Consider the following 12989-nt stretch of genomic DNA (forward strand, 5'->3'; position numbering starts at 1 on the left):
TTCGTGCCGGGACAGCGCATTGCTGTCGAGGTTGGCCGCGGCTGCCCGTATGCCTGTACCTTTGTTCTACAAAGACCTTCTTTAAAAGGCGGTTTAGGTTAAAATCGCCAAACCGAATGCTGGCGGAAATCGATGCGATTGAAGAAAGCGGCATCGAGATCGGCGAGCTGGATTTCGTACATGACATGTTCACCACCAACCGCAAGCTGGTGGTCGAGATGTGCCACGCTCTGATTGCCCGGGACGAGCCGGTGCAATGGAGTTGCAGTTCGCGCACCGACCGTGTCGATGCCGAGCTTCTAGACCTGATGCGGCGGGCAGGTTGCCGCGATATCTTCTTCGGGCTGGAGACCGGGTCGCAGCGCATGCAGGCGACTATTCTGAAAAAGCTCGACCTTGCGGATGCGGCAGAAAAGGTTGCGATGTCAATCCGTCGCGGTTTCAATGTGACCTGCGCCTTGATCATCGGCTTTCCGGAAGAGGACGAAAGGGATCTGGCAGAAACACTGGATGTCTTTTTCAGGTTGAAATTTGCCACGCCGGGGTTGCAGTCGGCCCAGCTTCACCTGCTTGCACCGATGTCCGGCACGGAAATCCATGACCGTCGGGCCGACCGATTGAGATATGACGGTTTCGTTGCCGCCGCGTCGTCGGTCACGTGCCTGACCGATTGGGAAGAAGCGCAGATTCGCGCCATGCCCGAAGCATTTTCCAGCTTTTACTATCTGCGCCACGAGCTGATTTCGCGTGCCACGTACAAGTGGATTTTCCGTTTTCTGTCAGACGCTCTACCCGTCTGGGGAACGCCCGAGGCTTTCTTTGCGGAACACGGCGCCGATGCAGGGCGGCGTCTTGTGGCGCTGGCTAAGGCGCAGGGTGCCTATCCGATCGAGGAAGCATGGGCGCATCGCTGGACCGCGGCTCGTCTGGCCGGGGATGCGGTGACGGCCGGATAATGCGCAGACAAGGAGAAAGATCATGATGTCCTCTCGAATTGACACGGCGCAGACGGCTTCAGGGCAATTGTGCGATATGTCGGCCTGGGTTCCCGGGCTTTATGTTCACTACGGGTTCCTGGCCCCGGCTGAGGCGTCTGCCCTGTTTGCCTATCTGGTGTGCCGGCCCTGGCGCACAGATGTGTGCACGCCCAAAAGAACGCAACATTACGGCGCCGCCTATCCCGAACTATCGGTTGATCCGGACCCGGAAAAGCGAGCCCTCGTGCCGCCGATCATTCAATCAGCACTGAACCGAATGGGTAGCTACTTCCACGAACTCCCGAACGAGATCATGGTGATCGAATACCGCCAGGCCAGAGCCTAGATCTGCATACTGACGGCGGTTTCTGGGGCCCGGTGATCGGGTCGTTATCGCTGGGCCGTGAGGCGCCGATGCGGTTCAGCCCGCAAGATGCACCGGAGCGCCATCGATATTACCTGCCGGAAGGCAGCCTGCTTTGATGACAGGTCCAGCGCGTTGGACCTGGTATCATGCGATCCCGGAACTTGGCACGGGCGACCCGCGATTTCGCGTTTCGCTTACATTGCGGACTCTGAATGAGGAAGGCGCCCGCAAAGTGCAGGATGTGCCGGGAGCCGCGGCCGGGCAGTTGGTGGGCGGATACGGAGGAGTGGCATAACAGAGAATGCGACGATCGAAAGTGGCGCGGCAAACGCGGTTTTGCCGGACTTTCCCCGATGGTGAGCTTTGTCATCACCGGCAAGTGCAAAATGCACTGTGTGCATTGCTATCCAGAATCCGGGCCGGAATACGACGCGCCTGAAATGGATTTCGATGAACGCGCAACCGCTATCGATCAATTTGCCAAAGCCGGGGTACGCAATGTTTTTCTGTCAGGCGGCGAGTCGTTGATGGTGCCGCGTATATTCGACCTGATCGAGCGTATCCATCGCCATGGCATGACCAGTTGGATCTGTACCAACGGGTCTCCGATCACCGAACGGGTTGCAGAAAAATTTCTGATGCCGGTGTGCTTGGGGTCAGCGTCAGCATGGATGGCGCCGATCCGGATGTGCATGACAGTTTCCGCGTCTTAAAAGGCGCCTTGGCCAAGGCGCGGGTGGCGATTTCGCGACTGCGCAATCGGAATGTTCAGGTTTTCATCGATTACACCGCGACGCGTTACAATGGTGGCGAGGCGGAGGACGTGGTCAAGCTGGCGGCGTCGCTGGATGCGAAGGCGGTTTACATCAAACGCTTTCGTCCGGTCGGGCGCGGATTGGAAGAACAGGAAAACCTAGGGCTTGATCTGCAAGACTACCGCAACCTGGCCGCCCAGATGGTTCAGACCGGCCGCAGGCGGGGCATCAGCGTGCGCAGTGAAGATCCGGCCCTGAACGAACACTGGCGCACCGTCGGGCTGATGGATGAAACGATCCCAAGCCTGCAGACCGAGGTCGGCTGTTTCGCCGGAATCGGCTGGCTGGGGGTGATGCCCAACGGGGATGTGACGCCATGCCCGTTGCTTCCTGTGCAGATTGGCAATGTGCTGACCGAGGATTTGCGCGATTGCTATGACCGTTCCGACATCATTGCTGCGCTGAAGGATCGCGATTTCCGTGGCGGCGACTGTGGCGGGTGAAAAAAACGCTGGGCCTGCGGCGGTTGTCGTGCGCATGCGTTAGCCGAAATCGGCAACGTGTTTGCTGCGGACCCCTATTGCGCCCTGAATGCCGAACTAGGGTACGGGTGATGCCGCATGCCTCACCTCTTTGTATCGGTGAAACCCGCGATCGGGATGCATTGCGGGCGGTATTGCATGACGATCCGCACTTGAATACCTATCTGATCGGGGATCTGGCGGCACCGTTTTTCGATTGGTGCCATTGGTTCACCGCCCGGCGGGATGACCGGTTGGTCTCTGTCGTGTTGCTGTTTGAAGAGCTGGCCGAGCCCTGTGTGCTAAGCGCGGGTGACGCTGGGCATGCTGTAATCCTCTCGGAACAGGCCGTTGCCTTGCCGCGCGATGGCTGGGCCAAGATACCCGCGTCGCATTATGATGCCTGAACAGACGATACACGGTTTCGGCAAACAAGTTTGGACTGGATCATGGGGCTGACTGATGCAAGCCGCGCACCCGCCAGAACGCGTTTTGTACCGCGCGCGCTGAATATGGGCGACGTGCCCAAGATCGAAGCGTTCCTGACAGGATTTGACGAGACATTCTTTGAACCGTTGCAAATGGGATATGGCAGGTTTTCAGGAGTGTTTTCAGGAGCAGATCTGGTGTCTCTGGCAGGAACGCATATTTATTCGCATGAAGAGCGTTGTGCGGTCATAGCCAATGTCGAAACGCGTCCGGACCATAAGCGGCAAGGCCTTGCCCTGAACACGGTTTTACATTTGGTCAGGCGGCTGGACCGGGCCGGGGTCGCGTTTGTCTCGTTGCAGGTTTCCGCCGCCAATCAGCCTGCGATTGCCTTGTATCGGCGAGCCGGGTTCCGCTTTGTCGCCGAGGTTTTGCAGGCCCGGTACGAATGGCCGGAACCGCCGCTACGCTGCGTCACAGTGTTGCGTGCCTTCGCAGAACATTTACCGCTGCCAGCACGCCCAGCGGAAAGGTCAGAGGTTTCCTTAGGGCTCTCCGGCATCTTCACCGCGATCTGCACCAAGGGCCGGTCTGAGATCCCTGCTGCAGGCTTCCTTGCCTTGGGATAGCAAGATATAGCGCACATTTGAGCTGCCGACCCACTCTCTTCAGTGGTCAATGTATCCGCGAGCGTTCCAAGAATGAGACCATCAGGGCCCTTTAAGATTTGTCCAGAAACATGGAAGAAATCACCGACTTCAAGACAAAGCATTGGTTGAATTGTGTGCCAATGCATGCTCGACTGAAGTTACTTTGTTAGCAACCGGTATGACCCTGCTATGCCAGACCTTACAATCGAATTTTCGGATGAGCTTCACGAGCGCATCAATCAAGTTGCGAAGGCTGACGTAACAGACGCGGAGACACTGGTTAGTCAGATAATTGCTCTGAAAGTTGGCTACAATCCGTCCACACGGGAACAGCCGATTTCAACGGGATTTATTATGAGGCAGACAGATGATGTGTTGTCGGTTGCCAAAAGAACCTATCTATTTCATCGATCCGGAAAAACGGGAATTTGTTCTGGTGTCCGAAGAGCACTTTAGTCAATCGTCAGCACTCAAAACCTCCGATCAATAAAAATGTAGGGGCTGTCTACCCCGCACCTGACGGCGCTCCCCGAGGATGTATGAGGAAGATGAATGTGCAGGTGCTTATTGCCTCACAAATTAGGCGCAGGATTCGGCAAGTGGTCGACGTGCGCTTGCTACTTCTCTCGTATTTGAAACGAAGTATTAGGTGAGATGTCAGCCTTTGGCTCGGAGTTAGAATGCTCTTTTTCAACTGAACAGACGACATCAGGCATGTTTACACTCTTGGCTATCGCCAAAGCTTCATGTGCACCTCGGATGAGGCTTTGACCAATTTTTCCCATTCCCAATTCCTCATCTGCTTGCACCACGTAAAGCGAATAGCCTCGTCCTGTAGATATTACAAATGAAAACATACCGCTTTGCGGAGAAAGGTCGAAGACGGTGATCGACGATGGATCGATCCGGCTCAAGTGGACTAACTTGTAAGTCGATCCGCCCGTTCCTTCATTCTTAGCAGTTTAGCGCCTGTGCCACTACTCTGTGGATCTGATTTGCCAATCGTCGCATCACTGTTAGGAAAATTTCCTCGCTCCATATTTCGGTGGATGACATCTGGTCTTGACCGAATGCCAGCTTGTGGAGGTCGTGTCATACGTTGCCCCATGCCCCCCGCAAACGATCCCACGATACCGGCGTTGATGTCACCCGAAAGGGTCCGCACAATGGTCGGGATAAACCAAATCAGCGCCAGCGACAGTGAAATAAGCGCAAGAAAGGGAATAGCAGCACCGATGCTGGTTGCATTGCCAGAACCACCTAACGCGCTCTGCATTACGCGCATAAGGCCGAATATCACCGAAAAACACCCGCTATCACAACGGGATAGAACGACCAACTTACTAGCGCTGCCAACCAGCGCTGGAAGTAGTCGTGAGTAACTCTGAACAGTGACATCATAATCATCGCCGGGGCGATGCCGATCAACAGTGTCACCACCATTTTGGCCAGCACAAGCACGAGCGCCGCCGCACCGCCAAGAATTGAAAGCAGAACAGTAAGAACCACGCTCAATACTGCTCCAGTCATCCAATTTAGGTTCGACCCGATTTCATTGGCATAGTCGGCAAGATCATCAATCATCTGATCGAACCGATCGGAGAAATACCCAGCACCTGAACCATTATCGCCGGTTATTGACCCAATGAGCATGCCAGCGATGTTATCAAGGCCGTCAAAGATTAAGCCACTAACATAGTTGAAATTCACCCAGTTGAAGGCAAAAGCATTGATCAACGCAATTTTGAACAGAAGGGGATAAACCTCGCTGGCGACCATTGGTTTGATCTGCAAGGCTAAATTGATGAACAATGTAATCATGGCAAACGTGGCGACGACGAGGATTACCGTTCCGAGGCCGCCTGCTACAGCGGCAAACTGAGAGGCAGCTACGGTTTCGAGACCTTGGTCGGCCGCATCTACAATGAAGCTGACTATCCCCATCACTCATTCTCCCCGCAAAGCACTTGCACGGCATCGCGAATATCTGAGATTACCGGAAAGTAATCGGCTTCCACCCAATTATCATAAGCGCTTGATTTTCCTCCTGCAAACCCCAGTGCTTGATATTCACCCTCTATGACAGACCAATCGGGTCGCAAAGTTGCACAATTGCAGCTCTGATTTTTTAACGACGCGCCATAGCGATGGATATCATAGAGTTTGTCAGCGGCAATCGAACGCCAGGCATCTCGGAATGTGATAAATGTCAGATGTTCCGGGCGCTGCAAGATCTGACATCCGAAGCGATCAACCTCAAGGCCTTCATTGTTGAATTGGGGCTGTGGAGCATCGGCAAATGCGATCGATGCCGCACCAACGCAGCAAGTCAAAAAAATTTTCAATGTCATAAAGTTACTCCCATGTTGCCTGTTGCCTGTTGCCTGTTGCCTGTTGCCTGTTGCCTGTTGCCTGTTGCCTGTTGCCTGTTGCCTGTTGCCTGTTGAAGGTGCCGTGTTCGTTGTTCCCTGCAACATGTTGCTTGTTCCCTGCAGATCAGTGGCGAAGGCCATGAAGTTCCTCCCCATCTTGGTGGCTTAGCGTGTCGCGAGTTGCTTTTGGGCTCTCTTTACGTGCTCCATGCTGTCTTTCAGCTTCGACGAGGTCTGCTCCGTGCCTGAGGCATCCTGCATCCAACCGTTTAATGCTTCGACCAATGAGATCTGTGATCTGAGCAACGCGATCACGGAGTTGCGTAAACAATCCACTTCTTCCTCGAGGCCTTTCCTTGAATTGACCAATTCCCTCGCTGATGCCTCGGAGGCTTTCGTCAACCGCTCGACGTAGCTCAGCAATTCGCATTCCAGCGGTGTCAGACCATCCATTGCTCAGTCCTCGCTGATTTTCAGACAGCTCACTGTTTGAGCTGCGAGCGTGCATCTGGTCAGCACCGCGTTGTCGCTTAGTGGAATCAAATAAGTCGCCTCTGGTCGTTCGACTTTCCTGATACCCATCGACGCCATTGATGGCGTCAACCAGTTCAGCACCGACCACGTGGCCGTCGACGAACTGATCATCAGGCAACAGGCCACCAACACCGGCCAGATCATCGCCCTCGCTTCCGAGTGTGCTTTGTTCGCGCTCTGCCTCAGCAGGTGTTTCCTCACCCGCAGAAGATACCCTTCCGTATCGGTCTTGATTATAGCTAGCGCGCTTTCGGCAGTGGCTTTCAAATCGCTCCTGAAGCTCTTCAATTGAGAATCTATCAAGGCGGCGTTCTCTGTTCTGATCCGCTCCATATCCTCGTTCAGTTTCTCGCTCAGACGTTGTTTCGGCACGCCAGTCTTCATGAAAATCTCTCCTTTCAGCCGAAACCGCTCTTGGGTATCGGGGTCTTTGACGGTCAGATAGTTTTTCCCGCACGGGGCACCTCGAAGCCAACATCTGTCAGAACGGCAATCATCTCAGCTCGATCGTTGATCAGGCCCACGGAAATCTGGTCGCTGATCCAGACATGGAGCCCGTCGCGCCCGGCTGAACGGTCCGGGGCCTCCAACACCGACTTGACCTCCGCCGCCCGATCCACATCCATGGGATCGGCCCAGCCGTGGGTCATATTCATCAGGTCGCGCAGACTGTCGAAGGCACGCTCATAGCCGGGCGGAGCGATGTTGAGACTGCGCCCGCTGTGCAGCTCCATACGCGGTGTGCAGAAATGCAGCTCAACACGATCTTCGTGAGTGTGTCGCACCCAAAGGCAGGCGTAACGATCGAAATCAAGGCTGGCAAAAGCGATCTCCTCGAAACGATCAATCACCTCCTGCTGCTGTTCTTCGGTCGGGGCGTCTTCGCGAGCAAAGCTTACAACGCCGGCGCGGTAGGTCCATTTGTGCGGGCAGGCATTGATTAGGTCGATCATGCCACGGGATCGCCGCGCACGATTTCAGGCAAGGGCTCGCGGGTCACGGACATGGGCCGCCCCGAGGCATCGCGCATCAGGTCGCGGTTGTCGTCATAGGCAAGCACCGTGCGGGCGGTCAGATACTGGACAGGACCCACGCCGCTGCCTTGGCCGTTGGGGAAAAATTTGATCAGCATCAGGACGGCCTCCTGTGCTGAGCGACAATTTCCGCCAACCGCCGTTCGATGCCCACCAAGGCCGCCGCCACACGCAGGGCATCAACCTCTCTGGCTGAGCCCGCGCGGGTTGCGGTGTTAAGCCAACGAGAAATCTGGTTGAGGTTCCCGCCGTAGCGGGACACAGCCAGAATAAGCGCCGGATCGACATGGGGCGGGGGTTTGCGCCGCTTCGGAGCCGCACCGGTGGCAAGCTGCCGAAGCATGGCAGACATCGACAGCCCGCGATCCGCCGCCGCCTGTCGGATCAGCACCTTTTCATCGGAGGAGCAATAAAAGAACACCGCTTCTTGCTTCTCTGAAGAGACCGCGCCCTGCGCGGTCTGGTTGGGGTTCGAAGGGGAGGCTTGCCGCCCCTCGCAAGGTCCCGGTTCGCAGGTCGCAGACCTAGAACTGGGTCGCCTTGCTCTTTGCTCAGACTGCATGGTGAAGCTCATGCTTTGATGATGTTAACAAGGTCCAGCGTTCGGTGATGAGCCAGTTTCGCCACATTGGCCAATCATCTTTGTTGGCCGGAGGGAACCTCCTAGGAAGCCAGTAGCCGCGTTCGCCGTTTACAACGGTTTCCGGAAGAACCCGATCGATCCATCTTGCAAACATTCGTTCGGTGAACTGCTCCCATTGGCGGCAACCGAAAGATTGGCGCGAAACGAAGACGGCTCGCGAAACGCCCTCGCGCGCCGAGCCGGATGGTCCTCCATTCGGCAGATCCGGTTCAAGCGCGGGGCTTTGTTCTGTAGATTGTTCTATCGTCATATAGGAAAGATCACCCATGCACCTTTTGTCTGTTACAGGTGAACCCTTTCGCCCTCCTGAAAGGCTCACCGATGCATCCTTTTCTTCGAGCGAAACGGGATGATTTTTGCCGGAGCACGAAGGTCATATTCTGTGTGATTACCGGCCCCGCGCCCTTCCGAACGGAACAGCCAGCCGAACTCGACAAGCTGCTTCAGGCAGCGTTTGATGGTAGCGAGCGACATACCCGCCAAGAACTCGTTCAGAGTCTTTAGCGAAGGGTTCAACTGCCCCGTCTTGTCATTGGCAAATTGAACGGAGAGCGCAGAGGCAACTGCTTTCGTTGATGAATTGAGGTCTGCACACTGTAAAACAGCCTTCAGCCATTCAAAGCGATTGAGCTTAGGCATGTGCGCCTCCCGCGATTGCGGTGGCACACGATAACGTGCTACGCTTTGCTGGAAGCGATGAGGCTTTGAAAATTTGGGCTCCGATCACAGTTGCCGCTGTGACGGGTCTTTTCTTTGTTGCGTTTAGACAGTACAATTCCGCATTTGAAACATTCGCGATCTGTTCGCAGTATGTCCCGGGGCAAATTGAAACACTAACCCGATGTTTTTCATTGCTTTTTAACCGGATTGCAAATCCGTGTACACCGGTTCGATTCCGGTACTCGCCTCCACTTCTTTGATTATCTAACAAGTTTTCAAATGCGCGCAGTCTGCGCTATTCGGCCTGACCTCTCTGTGGGATAACTTCATAACCCGGCTCCTCCGGTTCATCATCGTGCATCTCGGTCGGGAAACCGGGCGCCGTGATATCCAGCCCGGTCGCGTCCTCCAACCGCTTGATAATATTCGGTGACAGTTCGCGTTCACCATAGCGGGCGATACCGTCGTCGAAGATGCGGATCATTACCGGGTTGATTTCCAAGGGCACTCCGGCGCGGTCTGCGACGTCTTGGAACAGTCCGATGTCCTTTTTGACAAGGTCCATGGTGAAAGAGATATCGCGGGACCCGTTCAGAATGACTTGGCTTTCCGTTTCATGCACGAATGAAGTGCCCGACGAAATCTTTATCGCCTCATAAGTGGTATTCAAATCCATCCCGGCCGCTTTGGCCGTTACCAGCGCTTCGGCACAGGTGATCAGGTTGGCGGTCGCCAGATAGTTGGTCAGAACTTTTAGGACCGAGGCTGAGCCCAACTCCCCCGTGTGCAGCACGCGCCGCCCCATCGTGGTTAAAAACGGCAGAATCCGCTCAAAGGTTTCGCGATCACATCCGGCGAAAATCGAGATATTGCCAGTAGCCGCCCGGTGGCACCCGCCCGAAACCGGGCAATCCACCGCCGCACCTCCACGCTCGATCACCATGGCGCCCAGTCGTTTAACCTCGGCTTCGTCGGTGGTCGACATCTCCATCCAGATCTTGCCCGGCCCGACCTCGGGCAGCATATCTTGCATCACTGCGTCCGAGGCCGCCGGGGACGGCAGGCAGGTTATAACGGCATCGCAGTCCCGCATCATCTGCGTCGGGCTTTCCGCGGCTTCGGCTCCCTTGGCCACAAACTCGGCCACCAAATCGGGGTTAAGGTCGTGAACCGTCAGGTCAATCCCGTTGCGCAGAAGCGAGCCGGACAGTTTGCCGCCCACATTTCCTAAACCGATAAATCCGACTTTCATGTTTCCCTCCTGACGGTCGTATTCGGGCCGAGTATCAGTGTTGTCTGTTAGAAACGAAAATGATTAATAATGCCAATTATGGTCAAAATAATTTGGTGATATATGGATCGCCTTCCAAACCCCACATGGTTGCGCAGCTTTGAAACCGCCGCGCGGCATCTGAATTTCACCACCACAGCAAAAGAGCTGGGCCTGACGCAGACGGCGGTCTCGTTGCATATCCGGTCGCTTGAGGCCGAGCTTGGGCAAAAGTTGTTCACCCGGAATGCCCGCCGGTTGGAACTGACTGAGCTGGGGCAGTCTTATTCGTTGACTCTGCGGCGTGCGCTTGGCGACATCGCCCTGTCCACCAACAGCCTGTTCGGCCCTGCCTCGCGCCAGACCCTGACAATCCGTGCGGCGATATCGACGGCCACCTATTGGGTCGCGGCGGAACTGCCCGACTTTACCGCTCGCCACCCCGAGATCCCCGTACGCCTTGTCTCGCACATCTGGAATGACAGCGTGGCCCCCGGCGATGTGGATGTGGAAATCCGGCTGGGTTATGGCGATTGGCCCGGCGTTCAGTCCGAAAAGCTGACAGATGAAAAGCTGGTACCGGTATGCCGGGCCGGGGACTCGCCCGCGACCCTGAACGTACTGTGGCAAGGCCCTCTGATTCATATCCTTGGATACGAAGATAACTGGGCGCGGTACTTTCAGGCCAACGGGCTCTCGCTTCCGGACCAGCCGCCCCGACATTCTGTGGACACCTCGGTCGCAGCACTGCAACTTGTGATGGCCGGGGCGGGCTATGCAACGGTTCTGGAACGGTTCGCCAGGAATGCGATCCGGCAGGCTGCGCCGATTGCAATTGCGGGCCCTGCGATTCCCTTTGCCCAGTCGCATTACCTGATCAGTACACAAGGCTCTGCGCAACCGACCGCTGCGGCAGGGTTGTTTTGCGCCTGGCTGCGGGAACGGCTGTCCATGCATGCCGCAGATTGACACAGGCTGGTCGCTTTTTTGGTTTGAACGATTTCACCATGCGCCTCGTGCTTGACAAGCCCCCTGCCCGTGCCGCATGTCGCATGCGTTGGTGTCCATCTTCGGATGGATGAAAAGGGAATGCGTCAGCGGGCAACCGTCAAACGCAGCCGCCCCCGCGACCGTGACCGGAGAGGGTGCCCAATGCCACTGGCCCGCAAGGCCGGGAAGGCGGGACATCTGCCGGGGCAAACGCCCCGACATCCGCAAGCCGGGAGACCTGCCAGCGCCCGAAGTTGAAACCGGACGGGGTGATCCGGTGTCGGGTCCATGTGCAGACGTGGCCCGCATGAAACCCCGTCCCCTGCAAAGAGGATTTGGGGGGATGAGAGACGTGACCGAGACTGCACCAGTCGAGCTGCTGGTCTGCACGACCTGTCGGCGTGGCCTGCCGATTGAAGACGATGCGCAACGTCCAGGTGCCCTGCTGCACAAGGCACTGGAAGACGCAGATTTGCCCGAAGGTATCGTGCTGAAGCCGGTCGAGTGCCTGTCAAATTGCGATCAGGGTTGTTCCATAGTGCTGCGCGGCGGACCGACCCGCTGGACCTTTGTGTACGAAAACCTGAACGAAATCGACCATGTCGACACCATCGTCGAAGGCGTCTCCAAGTATCTCGCCGCCGAAGACGGTCTGGTCAAATGGCGCGAACGTCCCGAACATTTCCGCAAAAACTGTGCGGCCCGCATTCCCCCGATTGGAGCCCTGAAATGAGCAACCTCGAAAAACTCCCCGTCACTGTGATCACCGGCTTTCTGGGCTCGGGCAAAACCACGCTGGTCAAACATCTAATGCAGAACCCGCAGGGCAAGCGTCTGGCCGTTGTCGTCAATGAGTTCGGCGATGTTGGCGTCGATGGCGATATCCTGAAGTCCTGCGCCATTCCCGATTGCCCCGCAGAAAACATCATGGAATTGGCCAATGGTTGCATCTGTTGCACCGTGGCCGATGATTTCATCCCGACCATCGAAGCCCTAATGGCGCTGGAACCGCGCCCTGACCACATCCTGATCGAAACCTCGGGCTTGGCCCTGCCCAAGCCGCTGCTGAAAGCCTTTGACTGGCCCGATATCCGTTCGAAAATCACCGTGGACGGCGTGATCGCTCTGGCCGATGCCGAGGCTGTCGCCGCCGGTCGCTTCGCCCCGAATGTCGAGGCTGTGGACGCCCAGCGCCTGGCCGATGACTCGATCGACCACGAAACACCCCTGTCCGAGGTTTTCGAGGATCAAATTTCCTGCGCCGACATCATCCTGCTGACCAAGCCCGATCTGGCTGGCCCGGAAGGCGTTGCCAAAGCCAAAGAGGTCATCGCGGCCGAAGCTCCGCGTCCCCTGCCCGTCGTTGAGGTCGCGGAGGGGGCTGTAGATGTCCGCGTTGTTCTGGGCCTTGAGGCAGCGGTCGAAGATGACATGGATGCCCGCCCCTCGCATCACGACGGTCACCACGATCATGAACATGACGATTTCGAAAGCATTATCGTCGAGTTGCCGGAACAGACCGATCCGGCAGCACTGGTTGCCAATATCGAACGCTTGGCAAATGAGCTGAACATCCTGCGGGTCAAAGGTTACGCCGCTGTCCAGGGCAAACCGATGCGCTTGTTGGTGCAGGCGGTTGGCGCACGCGTGCGACATCAGTACGACCGCCCATGGGAACCCGGCGAAGAGCGCCGCTCGCGTCTGGTGGTGATTGCCGAACATGACGACATCAAAGAGGCCGCGATCCGCGAGATCCTCGTGGGTGTGACCGAGGCCGCCGAGTAAGC

21 protein-coding genes, 1 tRNA gene and 1 riboswitch are annotated in these 12989 nt (G+C 56.5%); of the genes, 11 read left to right on the forward strand and 11 right to left on the reverse strand.

Going from position 1 to position 12989, the window contains the following annotated elements:
- Window positions 1-53 precede the first annotated feature (53 nt).
- The 7 genes from ACR3EP_RS07885 to ACR3EP_RS07915 all read left to right on the forward strand — a co-directional run bounded on the left by ACR3EP_RS07885 (window position 54) and on the right by ACR3EP_RS07915 (window position 3678).
- Window positions 54-956, forward strand: coding sequence for a B12-binding domain-containing radical SAM protein (locus ACR3EP_RS07885; RefSeq protein WP_480639005.1), 903 nt, complete (start codon window positions 54-56; stop codon window positions 954-956).
- Between the two features lie 22 nt (window positions 957-978).
- Complete coding sequence (locus ACR3EP_RS07890) at window positions 979-1323, forward strand: hypothetical protein (protein WP_480637165.1); 345 nt, start codon at window positions 979-981, stop codon at window positions 1321-1323.
- Between the two features lie 136 nt (window positions 1324-1459).
- Window positions 1460-1639 (forward strand): hypothetical protein, encoded by a 180-nt coding sequence (locus tag ACR3EP_RS07895; protein ID WP_480637167.1) that lies wholly within the window; start codon window positions 1460-1462, stop codon window positions 1637-1639.
- 58 nt (window positions 1640-1697) lie between these two features.
- Complete coding sequence (locus tag ACR3EP_RS07900) at window positions 1698-2057, forward strand: radical SAM protein (RefSeq protein WP_480637168.1); 360 nt, start codon at window positions 1698-1700, stop codon at window positions 2055-2057.
- Complete coding sequence (locus ACR3EP_RS07905; protein ID WP_480637170.1) at window positions 2012-2602, forward strand: SPASM domain-containing protein; 591 nt, start codon at window positions 2012-2014, stop codon at window positions 2600-2602. Before ACR3EP_RS07900 ends, ACR3EP_RS07905 begins: the two co-directional genes overlap by 46 nt.
- A 110-nt stretch (window positions 2603-2712) precedes the next feature.
- Entirely contained in the window at window positions 2713-3027 is a 315-nt protein-coding gene (locus ACR3EP_RS07910) for a hypothetical protein (RefSeq protein WP_480637171.1), read from the forward strand.
- Window positions 3028-3069: 42 nt separating this feature from the next.
- Window positions 3070-3678, forward strand: coding sequence for a GNAT family N-acetyltransferase (locus ACR3EP_RS07915; protein WP_480637173.1), 609 nt, complete (start codon window positions 3070-3072; stop codon window positions 3676-3678).
- Between the two features lie 638 nt (window positions 3679-4316).
- Here ACR3EP_RS07915 and ACR3EP_RS07920 read toward each other — a convergent pair.
- The 10 genes from ACR3EP_RS07920 to ACR3EP_RS07965 all read right to left on the reverse strand — a co-directional run bounded on the left by ACR3EP_RS07920 (window position 4317) and on the right by ACR3EP_RS07965 (window position 8921).
- Window positions 4317-4613 (reverse strand): hypothetical protein, encoded by a 297-nt coding sequence (locus ACR3EP_RS07920; RefSeq protein ID WP_480637175.1) that lies wholly within the window; start codon window positions 4611-4613, stop codon window positions 4317-4319.
- A gap of 382 nt (window positions 4614-4995) precedes the next feature.
- Window positions 4996-5643, reverse strand: coding sequence for a TrbL/VirB6 family protein (locus tag ACR3EP_RS07925; RefSeq protein ID WP_480637176.1), 648 nt, complete (start codon window positions 5641-5643; stop codon window positions 4996-4998).
- Window positions 5643-6212, reverse strand: coding sequence for a hypothetical protein (locus ACR3EP_RS07930; protein ID WP_480637178.1), 570 nt, complete (start codon window positions 6210-6212; stop codon window positions 5643-5645). The genes ACR3EP_RS07925 and ACR3EP_RS07930 overlap by 1 nt, the downstream gene beginning before the upstream one ends.
- A 24-nt stretch (window positions 6213-6236) precedes the next feature.
- The gene (locus ACR3EP_RS07935; RefSeq protein WP_480637180.1) at window positions 6237-6524 is read right to left on the reverse strand and encodes a hypothetical protein; all 288 of its coding nucleotides are present in this window, start codon (window positions 6522-6524) and stop codon (window positions 6237-6239) included.
- Between the two features lie 3 nt (window positions 6525-6527).
- On the reverse strand, window positions 6528-6989 hold the full coding sequence (locus tag ACR3EP_RS07940; RefSeq protein WP_480637181.1) for a hypothetical protein: 462 nt from the start codon (window positions 6987-6989) through the stop codon (window positions 6528-6530).
- A gap of 53 nt (window positions 6990-7042) precedes the next feature.
- On the reverse strand, window positions 7043-7558 hold the full coding sequence (locus ACR3EP_RS07945) for a relaxase/mobilization nuclease domain-containing protein (protein ID WP_480637183.1): 516 nt from the start codon (window positions 7556-7558) through the stop codon (window positions 7043-7045).
- A complete protein-coding gene (locus tag ACR3EP_RS07950) occupies window positions 7555-7737 on the reverse strand; it encodes a hypothetical protein (protein ID WP_480637185.1) in 183 nt (60 codons plus the stop codon). Before ACR3EP_RS07950 ends, ACR3EP_RS07945 begins: the two co-directional genes overlap by 4 nt.
- Window positions 7737-8060: a plasmid mobilization protein gene (locus ACR3EP_RS07955; protein WP_480637186.1), complete on the reverse strand. Its 324-nt coding sequence runs from the start codon at window positions 8058-8060 to the stop codon at window positions 7737-7739. Before ACR3EP_RS07955 ends, ACR3EP_RS07950 begins: the two co-directional genes overlap by 1 nt.
- Window positions 8061-8190: 130 nt before the next feature.
- Window positions 8191-8550, reverse strand: a complete 360-nt coding sequence (locus ACR3EP_RS07960) for a hypothetical protein (protein WP_480637188.1) — start codon at window positions 8548-8550, stop codon at window positions 8191-8193.
- Between the two features lie 47 nt (window positions 8551-8597).
- Window positions 8598-8921: a helix-turn-helix domain-containing protein gene (locus ACR3EP_RS07965; RefSeq protein ID WP_480637190.1), complete on the reverse strand. Its 324-nt coding sequence runs from the start codon at window positions 8919-8921 to the stop codon at window positions 8598-8600.
- A 180-nt stretch (window positions 8922-9101) separates the two neighbouring features.
- On the opposite strand from ACR3EP_RS07965, the gene ACR3EP_RS07970 reads away from it, so the two are divergent.
- Window positions 9102-9193, forward strand: a tRNA-Ser gene (locus tag ACR3EP_RS07970).
- Between the two features lie 44 nt (window positions 9194-9237).
- Here the strand turns inward: ACR3EP_RS07970 and ACR3EP_RS07975 are convergent.
- Window positions 9238-10194: an NAD(P)-dependent oxidoreductase gene (locus ACR3EP_RS07975; RefSeq protein WP_480637192.1), complete on the reverse strand. Its 957-nt coding sequence runs from the start codon at window positions 10192-10194 to the stop codon at window positions 9238-9240.
- 102 nt (window positions 10195-10296) lie between these two features.
- Between ACR3EP_RS07975 and ACR3EP_RS07980 the strand changes: the two genes are divergently transcribed.
- The 3 genes from ACR3EP_RS07980 to cobW all read left to right on the forward strand — a co-directional run bounded on the left by ACR3EP_RS07980 (window position 10297) and on the right by cobW (window position 12987).
- Entirely contained in the window at window positions 10297-11181 is an 885-nt protein-coding gene (locus ACR3EP_RS07980) for a LysR substrate-binding domain-containing protein (RefSeq protein WP_480637193.1), read from the forward strand.
- 72 nt (window positions 11182-11253) lie between these two features.
- A riboswitch (cobalamin riboswitch) is annotated at window positions 11254-11462 on the forward strand.
- Window positions 11463-11545: 83 nt separating this feature from the next.
- Window positions 11546-11935, forward strand: a complete 390-nt coding sequence (locus ACR3EP_RS07985; protein ID WP_480637195.1) for a DUF1636 family protein — start codon at window positions 11546-11548, stop codon at window positions 11933-11935.
- Window positions 11932-12987 carry a cobalamin biosynthesis protein CobW gene (gene cobW / locus ACR3EP_RS07990; protein WP_480637197.1) on the forward strand — a complete coding sequence of 352 codons (1056 nt, stop codon included), beginning with the start codon at window positions 11932-11934 and terminating at the stop codon, window positions 12985-12987. Before ACR3EP_RS07985 ends, cobW begins: the two co-directional genes overlap by 4 nt.
- The last annotated feature ends 2 nt before the right edge of the window (window positions 12988-12989 follow it).

The organism is Ruegeria sp. BB10, assembly GCF_056535725.1.